Raw genomic sequence first — 15,092 nt, 5'->3', positions numbered from 1 at the left:
GCCAGCTCCTACCTTCGTTGTGCAGGCGCCGACGGCCGGCTGGTCGGAGGCGGCTCAATTCCGTAACATTCCCCGCCTTCTTTCCGCACTTCCCAGGGCCGCGCCTGCCGGTCCGTCTATCAGGTCAATCATGAAAGCAAAACGTCTGCGTGCCGATGTCCTGGCCGGACTCACCACCTCCTTTGCCTTGCTGCCCGAATGCATCGCCTTCGCCCTGGTGGCCCACCTCAACCCGTTGATGGGCCTGTATGGCGCGTTCTTCATCTGCACCCTGACCGCGCTGTTCGGCGGCCGGCCGGGCATGGTCTCCGGCGCGGCTGGCTCCATGGCGGTGGTGATCGTCGCCCTGGTAGTGCAGCACGGGGTGCAGTACCTGCTGGCCACGGTGCTGCTGGGTGGGCTGGTGATGGTCGCCTTCGGCCTGCTGCGCCTGGGCAAGCTGGTGCGCATGGTGCCGCACCCGGTGATGCTGGGCTTCGTCAACGGCCTGGCGATCGTTATCGCCCTGGCCCAGCTGGAACATTTCAAGAGCGGCGAACACTGGCTCAGCGGCCAGCCGCTGTACCTGATGGCCGGGCTGGTGGCATTGACCATGGCCATCGTCTATCTGCTACCGCGCCTGACCCGGGCGGTGCCACCGGCCCTGGTGGCGATCCTCGGGGTCGGCGCGTTGGTGTACTTGCTGGGCCTGCCGACCCGCACCCTGGGGGACATGGCCCACATCGCCGGCGGCCTGCCGAGCCTGGCGCTGCCCCAGGTGCCGTGGAACCTTGAAACCCTGGGCATCATCGCGCCCTACGCGTTCCTGATGGCCATGGTCGGCCTGCTGGAAACCCTGCTGACCCTCAACCTCACCGACGAAATCACCGAGAGCCGCGGTTACCCGGACCGTGAATGCGTGGCCCTGGGCGCGGCCAATGTGGTCTCGGGAATGTTCGGCGGCATGGGTGGCTGCGCGATGATCGGCCAGACCGTGATCAACCTCAGCTCCGGTGGCCGCGGGCGTTTGTCGGGCGTGGTGGCGGGCGCTCTGATCCTGCTGTTCGTGCTGTTTCTCTCACCGCTGATCGAGCGCATCCCTCTGGCGGCGCTGGTGGGGGTGATGTTCGTGGTGTCGCAGCAGACCTTCGCCTGGGCGTCCCTGCGGGTGATCAACAAGGTGCCGCTCAACGATGTGCTGGTGATCCTCGCGGTGACCGTGATCACCGTGTTCACCGACCTGGCCATGGCGGTGTTCTGCGGCATCGTCATTGCCGCCCTCAATTTCGCCTGGCAGCAGGCCCGCGAGCTGTACGCCGACAGCCACCTGGAAGCCGACGGCAGCAAGCACTACCAACTGCATGGCACCCTGTTCTTCGCCTCCACCACGCCGTTTCTCAACCAGTTCGATCCGGCTGGCGATCCTCGGCACGTGACTGTCGACTGTCGCCACCTGAGTTTTGTCGACTACTCGGCCATCGCCGCGCTGAAAACCCTGCGCGAGCGTTATGCCAAGGCCGGCAAGCAGTTGCGGGTGCTGCACCTGTCCGAGCGCTGCAAGAAGCTGCTCAAGCGTGCCCGAGAGCATCACGACTGAGATCGGCCACAGCGGCAGTGGATGAAAATACCCACTGCCGATTTTCATAAGCCGGCCTTTCACTTAGCTGTTCGCGACAAAGCCTGCCTCTTTACGAAAATAAGTTTCACTCGGTTTGAAGTTTGCTTCCTTAAGTGATTAATGAATTTCACAACCATTCGAAAGTGACGCTGTTTTCAAGGAGGACGCCATGGCTCCCGCTACGGGTTCTTGGCTGCTGGGCTACGCCGCAGTCGCCATCATTGCGCTGATCGTGTTGATCGCCCGCTACCGACTCAACCCCTTTATCGTCATCACCCTGGTGTCGGTGGGCCTGGCGCTGATGGCCGGCATGCCGCCTTCCGGAGTGGTGGGCGCCTACGAGGCCGGGGTCGGCAAGACCCTGGGGCATATCGCCCTGGTGGTGGCCCTGGGCACCATGCTCGGCAAGCTGATGGCCGAATCCGGCGGTGCCGAGCAGGTGGCGCGCACCCTGATCGACCGTTTCGGCGAGCGCAACGCGCATTGGGCCATGGTCTGCATCGCCTTTCTGGTGGGGTTGCCGCTGTTCTTCGAGGTGGGCTTTGTGCTGCTCATCCCCATTGCCTTTACCGTGGCGCGACGGGTGGGGGTGTCGCTGCTGATGGTGGGCCTGCCGATGGTCGCCGGGCTGTCGGTGGTCCACGCCCTGGTGCCGCCGCATCCGGGGGCGATGCTGGCGGTGCAGGCCTATCAGGCGTCGGTGGGTCAGACCCTGCTGTATGCGCTGCTGATCGGCGTGCCCACGGCGATCATCGCCGGTCCGCTGTACGCGCGGTTCATCGTGCCGCACATCCACCTGCCGGCGCAGAACCCCCTGGAGCGCCAGTTCATTGCCCGCGAGCCGCGCCCGCGCCTGCCGAGTTTCCGCCTGACCATGGCCACGATTCTGTTGCCGGTGGTGCTGATGCTGATCGGTGGTTGGGCCAACCTGCTGGCCGAGCCCGGCACCGGCCTCAACCAGTTCCTGCTGTTTATCGGCAACTCGGTGATCGCCCTGCTGGTGGCCACCCTGGTGAGTTTCTGGACCCTGGGGCTGGCCCAGGGCATGAACCGCGAATCGATCCTCAAGTTCACCAACGAATGCCTGGCGCCCACCGCCAGCATCACCCTGCTGGTGGGAGCCGGCGGCGGCCTCAACCGCATTCTCATCGACTCCGGGGTGACCGAGCAGATCGTCGGCCTGGCCCATGAGTTCCAGCTCTCGCCGTTGTGGATGGGCTGGCTGTTTGCGGTGCTGATGCGGGTCGCCACCGGTTCGGCCACCGTGGCCCTGACCACCGCTTCCGGGGTGGTGGCGCCGGTGGCCGTCGGCCTGGGCTACCCGCACCCGGAGCTGCTGGTGATCGCCACCGGCGCCGGCTCGGTGATTCTTTCCCACGTCAACGACGGCGGCTTCTGGCTGGTGAAGGAATACTTCAATATGACCGTCATCCAGACCTTCAAGACCTGGACCGTGCTGGAGACCCTGATCTCGGTGATCGCCTTCGGCCTGACCCTGGTCCTCGCGGAGTTTTTGTAGATGGACATCCTTTACCAGATCCGCTCGCGCCTGGATTTTCTCAGCGCCGGGGAAGGGCGGATCGCCCGGCTGATGCTCGACGATGTGGGCTTTGCCGCCTCTGCCAGCCTCGACGAACTGGCCCGCCGCGCTGAAGTCAGCGCCGCCACCCTGTCGCGCTTTGCCCGCAGCGTCGGCTGCCGCGACTTGCGCCAGTTGCGCCTGCAACTGGCCCAGGCCAGTGGGGTGGGCAGCCGCTTCCTGGACCCCGCCGGCACCCTGGAACAGTCCGGGTTCTACCGGCAGATCGTTGGCGATATCGAAGCTGCGCTGCACCAGCATCTGGCCGGTTTCGAGGAGGCCCAATTCGCCGATGCGGTGCGCCTGCTGGGGCGCGCGCGGATGATCCACGCCTTCGGCATGGGCGGCTGCTCGACCCTGTGCAGCAGCGAGTTGCAAGTGCGCCTGGTACGCCTGGGCTATCCCATTGCCGCCTGCCACGACCCGGTGATGATGCGCGTCACCGCTGCCGCCCTGGGGCCGCAGCACGCGGTGATCGCCTGTTCGCTGACCGGCATCACCCCCGAGCTGCTGGAGGCGGTGGCCCTGGCCCGGACCTACGGCGCCGGGATCCTGGCCATTACCTTGCCCGACTCGCCCCTGGCGCAATTGGCGGATGTGCTGCTGCCGCTGCACAGCGCCGAGACCTCGTTCATCTACAAACCCACCGCGGCCCGCTACGGCATGCTGTTGGCCATTGATGTGCTGGCCACCGAGCTGGCCCTGGCCCTGCCCGATGACAACCAGGAACGCCTGCGACGGATCAAGCTGGCCCTGGACCATTACCGTGGCGGCGACGATTGCCTGCCCCTGGGAGACTGACATGCGCTACCACACGCTGATCCGCAACGCCCTGATCATCGACGGCAGCGACCGTCCCGGTTACCCCGCCGACCTGGCCATCCTCGACGGGCGCATCGCGCGCATCGGCGATCTGTCCGCGGCCAGCGCCGAGCAAGAGATCGACGCCGCCGGGCGGGTACTGGCCCCGGGTTTCATCGACGTGCACACCCATGACGACACGGTGGTGATCCGCCAGCCGCAGATGCTGCCCAAGCTCAGCCAGGGGGTGACCACGGTGATCGTCGGCAACTGCGGGATCAGCGCCGCGCCGGTGACCCTCAAGGGCGACCCGCCGGACCCGATGAACCTGCTGGGCGAGCGCTCGATGTTCGTCTACCCGCGTTTTCGTGACTACCGCGCGGCGGTGGATGCCGCGCGCCCGGCGATCAACGTGGCGGCGCTGGTGGGGCACACCGCGCTGCGCAGCAACCATCTGCCGGACCTGTTTCGCACGGCCACGGCCGATGAAATCAGCGCCATGCGCGGGCAACTGCGCGAAAGCCTGGAGGACGGCGCCCTCGGCCTGTCCAGCGGGCTGGCCTACGCCAGCGCGTTTTGCGCCGAGACCGATGAAGTGCTGCAACTGGCCCAGGAATTGACGGCGTTCGGCGCGGTGTACACCACCCATTTGCGCAGCGAGTTCGAGCCGGTGCTGGAGGCCATGGACGAAGCTTTTCTGATTGGTCGCGCGGCCCGGGCGCCGGTGATCGTCTCGCACCTCAAGTGCGCCGGCGCCGGCAACTGGGGGCGCAGCCCGCAACTGCTGGCGGCCCTGGAAAACGCCGCCCGGGAACACCCGGTGGGCTGCGACTGCTATCCCTACGCCGCCAGCTCCTCGACCCTGGACCTCAAGCAGGTCACCGATGCCTACCGCATCACCATCACCTGGTCCACACCGCACCCCGAGCAGGGCGGTCGTGACTTGAGCGAGATCGCCGCCGACTGGGGCGTCAGCCTGCTGGCCGCTGCCGAGCGCCTGCAACCGGCGGGGGCGGTGTACTACGGCATGGATGAAAACGATGTGCGGCGCATCCTCGCCCATCCGCTGTCGATGATCGGCTCCGATGGCCTGCCGGAAGATCCTTTCCCCCATCCAAGGTTGTGGGGCGCCTTCCCCCGGGTACTGGGGCACTTCAGCCGCGACCTGGGCCTGTTCCCGCTGCACACTGCGGTGCACAAGATGACCGGGCTGTCTGCGGCGCGCTTCGGCCTGCACCAGCGTGGCGAGATCCGTGAAGGGCACTGGGCCGACCTGGTGCTGTTCGACCCGGCGCGGGTGCGTGACGTGGCGGATTTCAAGGAGCCGCAGCGCGCCGCGCAAGGCATCGATGGGGTCTGGGTCAATGGCGTGTGCAGTTTTGCCCAGGGCCGGGCCAACGGCGAACGCCACGGGCGCTTCCTGCCCCGGGAAGGTGACCTGCGCCCGGGATTTACATCCGCTGGCTGATTTGTTGACCTCCATCACAATGATGGCGCTGTGCTATTAAAGAATCCCCGAGCGGCGCCGAACTGCTGATAATCGCCGTCTGTATAGTCGGCTCATTTCAGTCAGGGAGTCGCGCAATGAGCTTTGGCAAAACCACCCCCATCCTGCGGATCTTCGATGAAGCCAAGGCCCGGGAGTTTTACCTCGATTTCCTGGGTTTCTCCCTGGATTGGGAACACCGCTTCGAAGCCGATTTTCCGCTGTACATGCAGGTCTCGCGGGGCGAGTGCGTGCTGCACCTTACCGAGCACCATGGCGACTGCTCGCCGGGTGCGGCCCTGCGGATCGAGACCGATGAACTGGAAACCTTCCAGCAGCAGTTGCTGGCCAAGCAGTACCGCTTCTCCCATCCGCAGATCCAGGCCATGCCCTGGGGCAGCCAGGACATGACCATCAGCGACCCGTTCGGCAATCGCCTGGTGTTCACCAACGCCATCAGCGTGTAACGGGTTTCAGGCCTTGCCGGAGCTCTGCGCGCTCAGGCGGAACTGCCCCGGGGTCAGCCCGGTGCGGGTCTTGAAACTGCGGTGGAACGAGCGCGGTTCGGTGAAACCCAGGCAATCGGAGATGCCCTGGATCGACAGCTCGCTGTGGCGCAGGTAGTGCTCGGCCAGCTCCTGGCGCAGGTCGTCGAGAATCTGCTGGTATGAAGTGCCAGCCTGTTGCAGTTGGCGCTGCAGGGTGCGTACCGACAGGTGCAGGTGCTGCGCCACCTGCTCCTTGCGCGGCAGGCCGTCCTTGAGCAACTGGCGCAGCACGTTGTGCACCTGCAAGGCCAGGGGCGCATCGCCCAGGGAAGCCATCATCGCCTGGGCATGTTCTTCCAGGGTCTTGAGCAGGCGCGCGTCGGCCTGGCGCAGGGGCATCTGCAGGTACTCCAGCGGCGCCACCAGCGCCGAGCAGGGTTGCTGGAACAGCACCGGGCAGCCGAACAACGCCTCGTACTGCGCCGCCTCGACGGGTTCCGGCAGGGCGTGTTCGAACCACACCGCGCTGGGCGACAACTGCGAATCGGCGATCCAGCGCGCATACAACAGCCAGGACGCCAGGACGTTTTCCACCAGGTGGCGGCGGATGTCCGGGCGCTGATGGCGGCAACTCCAGATCAGCCGCACCTGGTTGCCAGCGACTTCGGCGCGGCTGGTGCCCATGTCCCCCACCAGTTTTTCGAATGGCATGATGCGGCCCATGGCTTCGCCGAGGGTCGCGCAGTTCATGGTGATGTAGCCCAGCACATTCCACGAGCTGGGTTTGACGAAGCGCGCCGAATTGAGCCCGAACAGCGGATCGCCCGAGTGCTGGCAGAAGTAGTCCAGCAGCCGCTCATGCACCTCCATCGGCAGGCGCAGGCTGGTGTCGTTCAACTGCGCGGCGCTAAGCCCGGCCGCGGCCAGCGCCGGCTCGGTGGCAATACCCAATTGCTCCGCATAGAGCAGGTATTTCAGCAGGGGCGGGACCGAAGTAAAACCGAGGCTGGGCATGAACGGGTTCCTGGTGACTAATCCCTAGGACAGCAGGACGAAGACCGGGAAAGGTAAGGGCAAACCCTGATGGGTGTAAATGCTCGGGTCCGGGGATTGGCGCCTTTCGCCGGCAAGCCAGCTCCTACGGAGGGTGTAGGAGCCGGCTTGCCGGCGAAGGGGCCTGCGCGAATCAGACGCGGAAGTGGCTGACCATCATCTGCAACTGGCCGCCCAGGCGCGCCAGTTCAACGCTTGCGGCTGCGGTTTCATCGCTGGCGGCGGCGGTCTGTTCGGACACGTCGCGCACGTTGATGATGCTGCGGCTGATCTCTTCGGCCACGGCGCTCTGTTGCTCGGCAGCGGCGGCGATCTGCTGGTTCATCGACTGGATGTTGGACACGGTGCGGGTGATGCTTTCCAGCGAGGCGCCGGCCTTGCGGGTCAGTTCGACGCTGCTGTCGGTCAGGCTGCGGCTGTTGTTCATCACCGTGGCCACTTGCTGGGTGCCGTTCTGCAGGCCGGCCACCAGTTCCTCGATCTCTTCGGTGGACTTCTGGGTGCGCTGGGCCAGGGCCCGCACTTCGTCGGCGACCACGGCGAAACCACGCCCGGCTTCACCGGCGCGGGCGGCTTCGATGGCGGCGTTGAGCGCCAGCAGGTTGGTCTGTTCGGCCACGGCCTTGATCACGTCCATGACGCTGCCGATCTTGTCGCTTTCCTGTTGCAGCACGGTCATGGCGTCGGTGGAGCGCACCACTTCGCTGGCCAGGCGCTCGATCTGCTCGATGGCCTGGGCCACCACCTTGTCGCCCTGGCGGGCTTCGCCGTCGGCGGCGGCCGCGGCCTGGGAGGCTTCTTCGGCATTGCGCGCGACTTCCTGCACGGTGGCGGTCATCTCGTGCATGGCGGTGGCCACCTGGTCGGTCTCGACTTTCTGGCTGTTGACCCCGGCGCTGGTTTCTTCGGTCACCGCGGACAGTTCTTCGGCGGCGCTGGCGATCTGGGTCACGCCGTCGCGGATGCCGCTGATCAGCTCGCGCAGGGTCACGCCCATGCGCACGATGCCTTGTTGCAGCACGCCCAGTTCGTCGCGGCGGGTGACCCGCAGGTTCTCGGTCAGGTCGCCGGAGGCGATGCGCTCGACCACGGCCAGGGTTTCCTGCAGCGGGCGGGTGATCTGCCGGGTGATGATCACGGCGGCCAGTACACCGACCAGCAGCGCCAGCAGGGTGCTGATCAGCTGCAGGCTGCGGGCCTGGGCGCTCTCGATGTCGCGGCGGTCCAGCTGGATCTGGTACAGGGCGTCACTGCGACTGACGATGTCGGCGCCCTGGTCGGTCATTTCCTTGCGCGCCTCTACGGCGTTGGTGAAGGCGACCTTGAAGGCCTGCAGCGAGCTGCGGTAGCCGCTCAGGGCGGTTTCGAGCTGTTGCAGGGCATCGCGCTGGGTGCTGCTGAAATGGGACTTGAGCTGATCCATTTCGGCAATCGCAGCGTTGAGCTGGGTGACGGCTTTCTGTTCGGTGTCCGGGTTGTTGGTGGTGACGTAGCCGCGCACTTCATAGCGCGCCAGCTGGAAGGCTTCCTTGGCCTGGGTGATGGCCTGGAACTGCGTAAAGCGCTCGTCGCTCAGGGGCAACTGCTTGACCCAGGAGTTGATCCCGTTGATCAGGTCATTGGCGCGTTCGGCGTTCTGGTTCATCGCCAGTCGTGCGGCGTCGCCGCTGCGGTAGGCGTTGCGCATCTTGTTCAGCGAATCCTGATAGGCACTGATGGTCGCGCCCAGGCCTTGCAGGAGCTTGATGTTTTCCGGGCTCTGGAACGAGGCCAGGAGTTTTTTCTGCTGGGCGCTGAAATCGTCCAGGGTGTTCTGCACGCCTTGGGCGGCGGTTTCGTCGCCGTTGGCCAGCATGTACTGCAGGCGGGTGACCCGCAGCTTGGTCAGGCCGCTGTTGAGCTGGGTGATGTCGCTCATCCAGTTGCTGCGGTCGATCAGGCTGCCCAGGCTGGTCCAGCCGGTCAGTGCAAGGACGGTGGTCAGGGCCAGGACCAGGCCGAAACCCAGGCCCAGCTTAAGGTTGACGCTGATGTTGGCAAACCAACTACTCATTGAATTCCTCCAGGAACGTAGCTCTTCTTGATCTTGAGTTAGCTGGAAGATTGTTGTTGTTGGTGACCAGCAAGGTGTTTTGTAGGGGGTGTATCGGCGGGATGTGCCATAGCTGAAACGATTTCGTCGGCATTGTCCCAAGACAATGTTTTAGGCGATGGACGGCTATTTTGCGGGATGTGCCGCCGGTCCGTTGAGCTTTTTTTCACATTGATTTCACTCGGGCCCCACGCCCGGCGCCCTAGAGTCTGGGCGGTCGATGCCATAGGCATCGGCCAGCGTTCAATTGTCATCAGGCTTTCGTAGCCTTGCTGTGCGCTGCTCAAGACATAGGAACATTCTCGTAAGGGCGGCTGGGAATTGACTACAAGACTGGTGTTGCCGGCGAGCAAGCGGCCCTTCCTGGGGCGCGTCCTGGTCCGTTACAAGAGCCTGCTGGTGCCGTTGCTGGGCGCCTGCCTGGTGATTCCCCTGGGGCTGTTCCTGCTCCGGCCGGCCTCGGTGCCCGACCTGAGCCACGGCAACGGGGCCGGGCTCCAGGCCCTGACGGCCGCCTGGGACAAGGGCGAAATGATTGTGCTGGTGCGCCACATGGAGCGCTGCGACCGCTCCAATGCCGCGTGCCTGGGCCCGGCCGATGGCATTACCGACCGGGCCCGAGAGGTGGCGGTGGGGCTCGGCGCGCAGTTCGAGCACCTGGGCCTGGAGCGTACCGATATCTACAACAGCCCGTTGACGCGTACCGCGCAGACCGCGAGCTACATGTTCAGCAAGGTCAGCAGTGGCGATGGCTGGCTGTTCAACTGCAAGAACTCCATGTTGCGCGATGTCATGGCGCACAAGGTCGCCGGGCGCAACCTGGTGCTGGTGACCCACAGCGAATGCATGGCGCAGATGGAACAGGACCTGAAACGGGCGACCCCGACCCTGGGGTACGGCGCTTCCCTGTTCGTCTCCACCGATACCCTCAATGGCGCGCCGAAGATGCTCGGCCTGATCGAGGCCAGTGACTGGCGCTCGGTGAACCTCAAGCCCTGACCGCAGGCGGCCGCTCCGTGTGGCTGGCCTTCAGGGGCATAGGAAGCGGCTCAAGGTGCCAGCAGGTCCGGCTCGGCCGGTGGTGTGCCAGCCGCTGGCGGGGTGGCTGCCGGGCCGTCGTTGATGCGCTGCGGGCTGATCAGGTTGGTGAACTCCTCGATCAGGCGCTGGATCGCTTCCGGCGGCTGGCAGTCGCGAAACTCCATGCTGATCTGTACCTCGTCCGGGTCGCGCTCCTGGCCGTCACGCTTGCCGCTGCCGAAGGTGACGAAAAACTTCTCGCTCTGCAGCTCGCCGTTCTCCAGGTCGTGGCTGGCCTTCTGCAGCTCGGTGGCCTGCATGCGCACCGACAGGTCGACAGTCATCTTGTGCAGGGCCAGGCCCTTGGGCGAGACCAGGGCAATCAGCGGCACATTGATGATGTGGTCTTCGTTGAGCGCCACCTCGACCATCTTGGCCTTCATCGGCGTGCCCAGGTCGTCGACGTTGTAGTCGAAGAACTGGTCGAACAACTTGATGTACTGCTGGGCGATCAGGTTGTGGGTGGCGGCTGCAGCCTGATGCATGCCGCGGGTGATATGGCTCAGGTCGCTGGCGGACATGGGCTCCTTGCTGCGAGAAAAAAACGCCATGGATCACGCTCCTTGTTCGGTGGCTGAAGTGCCCCGCCATGAAGGCGGGGCGGGTTACTGGGGCGAAGGCGCGATGTGGATCAACCGCCGGTGCCGGTTTTCTTCTCGTCCGCGGCATCGGGCATTTTCAGCGCGTTGGCGGTCGGCAGCTTGTCGGTGTCGGTCGGTTGAGTGCTAGGCAGCCGCACAGGCTTGGTGGCTGCGTCGGTGAGGAAGTCGATGACCCGCATCAGGGCTTCCGGTGGGTCCTGGCGGACGATCTTGGTGCTGATGGTGTAGCGGGCGCGGGTGTCGGTCTTGCGGGTCTGGGTCGATTTGTGGCTCGCCGCGCCCTTGACCGAAACACTGAACGGGCCCCAGCCCATCTTCGCCTCGAAACTGCCGGAGGCTTCGGTGCTGCTGGTGTCCTCGGCCATCTGGCTGATGGTCAGCTCGAACTCGATGGAGCCTTCCTCGATGGTGATGTTGGGGTGACTGATGGCCGCCAGCAACGGGATGCGCATCGACTTCTTCACGGTGCCCTTGTACACCCCCTGCTCATCCACCAGGGTTTCGTCATAGTCGAACTGCACCGAAACCGCCTGGCCGTTCTGAATGCACACGCCCATCAGGAAGTCCGCATAGGCTTTGCTCGCGGCGACCTGCGCCTGGATCATCGCCATCAGTGGACCGGTGATCATCTTGTCCAGGGGCAGGGCGGCGATCACGCCGCCAATCAGGCCCTTATCGATATCTGCCATGGTCTAGCTCCTTGTTCTTTGTTGCGCGAAATGCGCCCTTGCAGGTTAAGAAAGCCGTGAAGGCCGATTCAGCAGGAATCGATTACCGGTGAGTGTTGGCATCCAGGCGGCGGATGTTGCCGATCTGCCGCAGGCTCAGGCCGTACTTGTCCGCCAGCACACTGCGGGAAATACCGCCCAGGCTTTCCAGTTGAATGTGCTGGTTGCGGATCTGCCGGCAGAAGTGGTCGGCCTTGGGGATCTCCAGGGCCAGGCCGGCGAAACGCTCGATCAGCGCGTTGAGGGCGTCGGGCGGCAGGATCAAAGCCAGGGAGGTACGTTCGGCGTGCTTGGGGATGTACTTGGGGCGGCCGCCGTATTCACGGGTCAGGCGGTAGGCATTTTCCAGTCCGATGCAGTCGATGAGGGCCTGGAGCGAGTGAGGGAGCTGGCGAACATCGATGAGTACGAGGTCTTTCACGTCCATTTGGTACCTCCTTGGAATTATGGATAAGGCTGGTTTGATCCTAAGGAGGTGTCTCGTCCTCTGTTCAGTGGGAAATTTCCCCCCTATTAAGGGGAACTATTACATTCTGATGTTGTATCGGTCGCTGGTGGTGCACTGGATTTTCCTAAACTGGATGAGGAAAAATCCATGTCACGCTACGCGATTGATTTCAGCTTTATCGCCGCTCTGGAGGGAGCTGCCATTACCCGCGGTTATGTGCCCGATCCGGACAAGAGCAAGAGTGGCGTCACGGTGGGCACAGGCTTCGATCTGGGGCAACGGAACGTAGAGGACCTGCAGGCGCTCAATCTGCCGGCGGACCTGATCCGGCGACTGACCCCCTACCTGGGGTTGAAGGGGCTCAAGGCCAAGGCGTTTCTCGACGGCCAGCCCTTGAACATCAGCAGTGACGAGGCGCTTTTGGTGGACGAGGCATTCAAGGCGCCCTTCGTCGATCTTCTGGCAGCGAACTACACCCAGGCCAGCGGAGTGGACTTCGCCCAACTGCCGGCACCGATGCAGACCGTTATCGCCTCGGTGGCCTTTCAGTACGGCAACCTGGCCAGTCGCACACCGAACTTCTGGGCCCAGGTGGTGGCCCGCGACTGGAAGAGTGCCCTGGCCAACCTGCGCAACTTTGGCGACAGCTACGGCACTCGCCGGCGCAAGGAGGCTGATCTGCTGGGCTCGCAGCTAACCTCGTAAGTGCTCGCCGCCCAGGCTCAAGGCCTGGGCGGCTTGCCGGTTTCAAGGGCAGGGGTAGGTTTGCAGCAGGCTGGCGTTGCCCATGTGGCTGGTGTCGTCGGGTTGTGTGCCGCTGGGCAGCGAGCGCCAGTCCACCAACAGGCACATGGCCTTGAGGGAAATGCCCTTGGCTTGGCCGATGGGGTTGGAAAACTCATAGCGGTACAGCGCCTGGGTGGTGTTCTGCGGGGTTACGCTGCTGGCATTGATCAAGGTGCTGCGAGCCATGTCCGGCAGTTTGTCCTGGGTGATGGTGAAGCGCGGTTGTTCACCCTGTTGGGTGAATGCGCCCTGGTCCCGAGAGCGTTTCCACAGCTGCTGCCACTGGCTGTTGCCGGCGGCGGTGCTCAGGGTGGCGGCGTAGGCCTTGAGGGTGGCGGGTGGGAGATTGGTGGTTTCCAGGGCTTGGGCAGCGCTGGCCAGCAGGCTCAGGCCGAGGATCAGTGAACGCAGAATCAACATGGGAATATCTCCTTTTCCAGGCCGTAACGGCCCGACACGATCATAGGGAAGATCCCGGCAACTAGGGTATCGCCGGGGGCAAGGCTCAGCGGGCGTCGAGGTAGTCCCGACGCAGGCCTTCCTTGCTGCTCTTGGCGATCAGTTCCTTGGCCACGGTGTTCCCGATGGCGTTGTCGTTGATGTTTTCCACCCCAAGGATGTTTTGCGCCGCCAGTTGCTGGCGCAACCCGGCCTTCTGGGCAACGGCCCGGCTCAGGGGGCTACTGATAACGGTGATGCTCATGTCTGACTCCTTTTCGGGGAAAGCCCGTCGTTGGGCAGGAGTCATGGTTTCAAGGGCGGCGGGCGGGTATCAGCGGGAAAGGGTTCAAGGGGCATGGGGCGGCAGGGATGGGCAAACGGCACCTGATTCAGGTGCCGTTTTTTTTGCGTTCAGCCGGCCGGCGCCAGGTTGACGAAGTAGTAGGCCTGGCGGCCCACCATGAGGGTCTGCTGGATCTGCAGCGGCGGCTTGGGCGCCTCGGCGCCACCCAGTACCGCCATGTGCTGCGGCGACTCGCGCAAGAAGGCCAGCAGTTGCGCATCGTTCTGCAGGTCCTTGAGCAGGCTCTGGGTGTAGAACACGCTGGCGCCGGCGATGCGTTCGTTGGCCTGGTACAGCGCCAGCTGGTGCCCGCTATCCTGCAACGCCATGATCCGGTCGGTCACTGGAACGAACGACAGTTCGCGGTCGGCCCTGGGCGCGGCCCATTGGGCGTTGACCAGATAGCCGCCGATCACCAGGGCCATGAGCGCTATCAGCCACCCCCTGCGCTGGCGCCCCACGGCACTCCAGAAACCCGTGCCCGGGGCCCGCTTGGCCAGGCGCTGGTAGAGTACTGCGCCATATTCCGCCGCCAGCACCGCCGCGGCCGGGGTCAGGGACATCAGGTACACCGTGCGCTTGCTCGAAGCCAGGCACAGCAAGGCGAACTGCGCCAGCAGCCAGAGGCTGAAAAACAGCAGGTAGCGGTTCTGCACCAGGGTTTTACGGAAATGCCACAGGCCCAGGTAAACCAGGATGTTCCACGGCAGGAAGGCCTGGGGCAGCTTGGCCAGGTAGTAGTAGAAGGGCTCGTAGTGTCCGGCCTCCTCGAAGGAGCCGTCGAAGCGCCCGACGCTGTTGGTCCACAGCACTTCCCCCAGGGCCTGCAGGCCGCCGCGCTGGTAGAGCATGTACAGCCAGATCATCAGCGGCACGAGCCCCAGCAGGGTCAGCAGGCCCGGGCGCAGCCAGTGGCTGAAGGTGAAGCGCTTGTCGATCAGGCTGTCGGCCAGCAGGTAGGCGAAGATCACCACCCCGGGCATGGCCAGGCCGAGCACGCCCTTGCTCAGGGTGGCGATGGCGATCCCGCCGGCGAACGCCAGCCAGGAGAGCAGCGCCGGCTGCTGCGCGGCCTGGCGTCGATGGGCCTGGAAAAACGCCAGCAGGGCCAGGGTTACCCCGAGGCTGAGCAGGGCATCCTCGCCCACGCCGCGCACGTTGCTCCAGTAACTGGCCATGGTCGCCAGCATCAGCCCGGCCATGGCCGCCAGGGCTGCCGGCCGGCCAAAGCGGCGCAGCATGGCGTACAGCAGCATCACGCTGAACAGCCCGGCGAAGGCCGAGGCCAGGCGCACCGCCAGGGGCGTGCCGCCGAAGGCGCGGATGGCCCCGGCATCGAGCCACAGGCTCAGCGGCGGTTTTTCCAGGAATGGCGTGCCGAACAGGCGCGGTGTGACCCAGTCATCGTCCAGGTGCATTTCCATGGCGATCCCGGCCACCCGGGCTTCGGTGGAACCTTGCAACTGGTGGTTGCCCAGGGCGAAGAAGAACAGCAGGCAGGCCAGCAGAAACAGCAGCGGAGCGGGTCGTGACATGAGTTGTGCGCCGGCAGGTCGAGGGGCGCAGCC

Annotated in this window: 15 protein-coding genes; 7 read left to right on the top strand and 8 right to left on the bottom strand. The window is 64.7% G+C overall.

Annotated elements, in window-relative coordinates; all coding sequences use genetic code 11:
• Positions 1 to 130: 130 nt before the first annotated feature.
• The 5 genes from BLS75_RS16945 to BLS75_RS16925 all read left to right on the top strand — a co-directional run bounded on the left by BLS75_RS16945 (position 131) and on the right by BLS75_RS16925 (position 5,930).
• Positions 131 to 1,576 (top strand): SulP family inorganic anion transporter, encoded by a 1,446-nt coding sequence (locus tag BLS75_RS16945; protein WP_011059136.1) that lies wholly within the window; start codon positions 131 to 133, stop codon positions 1,574 to 1,576.
• Positions 1,577 to 1,766: 190 nt separating this feature from the next.
• Positions 1,767 to 3,116, top strand: coding sequence for a GntT/GntP/DsdX family permease (locus tag BLS75_RS16940; protein WP_072451340.1), 1,350 nt, complete (start codon positions 1,767 to 1,769; stop codon positions 3,114 to 3,116).
• Positions 3,117 to 3,977 carry a MurR/RpiR family transcriptional regulator gene (locus tag BLS75_RS16935; RefSeq protein ID WP_072451339.1) on the top strand — a complete coding sequence of 287 codons (861 nt, stop codon included), beginning with the start codon at positions 3,117 to 3,119 and terminating at the stop codon, positions 3,975 to 3,977.
• A gap of 1 nt (position 3,978) precedes the next feature.
• A complete protein-coding gene (locus BLS75_RS16930) occupies positions 3,979 to 5,445 on the top strand; it encodes an N-acyl-D-amino-acid deacylase family protein (RefSeq protein ID WP_072451338.1) in 1,467 nt (488 codons plus the stop codon).
• Between the two features lie 116 nt (positions 5,446 to 5,561).
• The gene (locus tag BLS75_RS16925; RefSeq protein WP_011059140.1) at positions 5,562 to 5,930 is read left to right on the top strand and encodes a glyoxalase superfamily protein; all 369 of its coding nucleotides are present in this window, start codon (positions 5,562 to 5,564) and stop codon (positions 5,928 to 5,930) included.
• A gap of 6 nt (positions 5,931 to 5,936) precedes the next feature.
• Here BLS75_RS16925 and BLS75_RS16920 read toward each other — a convergent pair whose 3' ends face one another.
• The gene (locus BLS75_RS16920) at positions 5,937 to 6,965 is read right to left on the bottom strand and encodes an AraC family transcriptional regulator GliR (protein WP_053156284.1); all 1,029 of its coding nucleotides are present in this window, start codon (positions 6,963 to 6,965) and stop codon (positions 5,937 to 5,939) included.
• Between the two features lie 172 nt (positions 6,966 to 7,137).
• Positions 7,138 to 9,057, bottom strand: a complete 1,920-nt coding sequence (locus BLS75_RS16915; RefSeq protein WP_011059142.1) for a HAMP domain-containing methyl-accepting chemotaxis protein — start codon at positions 9,055 to 9,057, stop codon at positions 7,138 to 7,140.
• Positions 9,058 to 9,417: 360 nt separating this feature from the next.
• Here BLS75_RS16915 and BLS75_RS16910 point away from each other — a divergent pair, with 360 nt between their 5' ends.
• Positions 9,418 to 10,095: a lipopolysaccharide core heptose(II)-phosphate phosphatase PmrG gene (locus BLS75_RS16910; RefSeq protein ID WP_072451337.1), complete on the top strand. Its 678-nt coding sequence runs from the start codon at positions 9,418 to 9,420 to the stop codon at positions 10,093 to 10,095.
• Positions 10,096 to 10,145: 50 nt separating this feature from the next.
• Here BLS75_RS16910 and BLS75_RS16905 read toward each other — a convergent pair whose 3' ends face one another.
• The 3 genes from BLS75_RS16905 to BLS75_RS16895 form a co-directional block, all read right to left on the bottom strand.
• A complete protein-coding gene (locus tag BLS75_RS16905; RefSeq protein ID WP_053148965.1) occupies positions 10,146 to 10,727 on the bottom strand; it encodes a DUF2589 domain-containing protein in 582 nt (193 codons plus the stop codon).
• A gap of 80 nt (positions 10,728 to 10,807) precedes the next feature.
• The gene (locus BLS75_RS16900) at positions 10,808 to 11,467 is read right to left on the bottom strand and encodes a DUF2589 domain-containing protein (protein ID WP_072451336.1); all 660 of its coding nucleotides are present in this window, start codon (positions 11,465 to 11,467) and stop codon (positions 10,808 to 10,810) included.
• Between the two features lie 82 nt (positions 11,468 to 11,549).
• On the bottom strand, positions 11,550 to 11,933 hold the full coding sequence (locus tag BLS75_RS16895; RefSeq protein WP_011059146.1) for a hypothetical protein: 384 nt from the start codon (positions 11,931 to 11,933) through the stop codon (positions 11,550 to 11,552).
• Between the two features lie 168 nt (positions 11,934 to 12,101).
• On the opposite strand from BLS75_RS16895, the gene BLS75_RS16890 reads away from it, so the two are divergent.
• Positions 12,102 to 12,659 (top strand): pesticin C-terminus-like muramidase, encoded by a 558-nt coding sequence (locus BLS75_RS16890; RefSeq protein ID WP_011059147.1) that lies wholly within the window; start codon positions 12,102 to 12,104, stop codon positions 12,657 to 12,659.
• A gap of 42 nt (positions 12,660 to 12,701) precedes the next feature.
• On the opposite strand, the gene BLS75_RS16885 is transcribed toward BLS75_RS16890, so the two are convergent.
• From BLS75_RS16885 to BLS75_RS16875, 3 genes are all read right to left on the bottom strand, one after another.
• Complete coding sequence (locus BLS75_RS16885; protein WP_019092808.1) at positions 12,702 to 13,160, bottom strand: hypothetical protein; 459 nt, start codon at positions 13,158 to 13,160, stop codon at positions 12,702 to 12,704.
• A gap of 85 nt (positions 13,161 to 13,245) precedes the next feature.
• Positions 13,246 to 13,443 (bottom strand): hypothetical protein, encoded by a 198-nt coding sequence (locus BLS75_RS16880; protein ID WP_072451335.1) that lies wholly within the window; start codon positions 13,441 to 13,443, stop codon positions 13,246 to 13,248.
• A 149-nt stretch (positions 13,444 to 13,592) separates the two neighbouring features.
• Positions 13,593 to 15,059, bottom strand: coding sequence for an ArnT family glycosyltransferase (locus BLS75_RS16875; RefSeq protein WP_072451334.1), 1,467 nt, complete (start codon positions 15,057 to 15,059; stop codon positions 13,593 to 13,595).
• Between the last annotated feature and the right edge of the window lie 33 nt (positions 15,060 to 15,092).

Source organism: Pseudomonas sp. NFPP12, from assembly GCF_900103205.1.
Lineage (GTDB): Bacteria > Pseudomonadota > Gammaproteobacteria > Pseudomonadales > Pseudomonadaceae > Aquipseudomonas > Aquipseudomonas protegens.
The sequence above is the reverse complement of the archived record's forward strand: the minus strand, read 5'-3'. Positions and strand labels throughout refer to the sequence as shown.

Coding starts and splice junctions, on each gene's coding strand:
- BLS75_RS16890 (WP_011059147.1), top strand. CDS start 12,102: ATGTCACGCTACGCGATTGATTTCAGCTTTATCGCCGCTCTGGAGGGA.
- BLS75_RS16945 (WP_011059136.1), top strand. CDS start 131: ATGAAAGCAAAACGTCTGCGTGCCGATGTCCTGGCCGGACTCACCACC.
- BLS75_RS16895 (WP_011059146.1), bottom strand. CDS start 11,933: ATGGACGTGAAAGACCTCGTACTCATCGATGTTCGCCAGCTCCCTCAC.
- BLS75_RS16875 (WP_072451334.1), bottom strand. CDS start 15,059: ATGTCACGACCCGCTCCGCTGCTGTTTCTGCTGGCCTGCCTGCTGTTC.
- BLS75_RS16900 (WP_072451336.1), bottom strand. CDS start 11,467: ATGGCAGATATCGATAAGGGCCTGATTGGCGGCGTGATCGCCGCCCTG.
- BLS75_RS16920 (WP_053156284.1), bottom strand. CDS start 6,965: ATGCCCAGCCTCGGTTTTACTTCGGTCCCGCCCCTGCTGAAATACCTG.
- BLS75_RS16885 (WP_019092808.1), bottom strand. CDS start 13,160: ATGTTGATTCTGCGTTCACTGATCCTCGGCCTGAGCCTGCTGGCCAGC.
- BLS75_RS16905 (WP_053148965.1), bottom strand. CDS start 10,727: ATGGCGTTTTTTTCTCGCAGCAAGGAGCCCATGTCCGCCAGCGACCTG.
- BLS75_RS16925 (WP_011059140.1), top strand. CDS start 5,562: ATGAGCTTTGGCAAAACCACCCCCATCCTGCGGATCTTCGATGAAGCC.
- BLS75_RS16880 (WP_072451335.1), bottom strand. CDS start 13,443: ATGAGCATCACCGTTATCAGTAGCCCCCTGAGCCGGGCCGTTGCCCAG.
- BLS75_RS16915 (WP_011059142.1), bottom strand. CDS start 9,057: ATGAGTAGTTGGTTTGCCAACATCAGCGTCAACCTTAAGCTGGGCCTG.
- BLS75_RS16935 (WP_072451339.1), top strand. CDS start 3,117: ATGGACATCCTTTACCAGATCCGCTCGCGCCTGGATTTTCTCAGCGCC.
- BLS75_RS16940 (WP_072451340.1), top strand. CDS start 1,767: ATGGCTCCCGCTACGGGTTCTTGGCTGCTGGGCTACGCCGCAGTCGCC.
- BLS75_RS16930 (WP_072451338.1), top strand. CDS start 3,979: ATGCGCTACCACACGCTGATCCGCAACGCCCTGATCATCGACGGCAGC.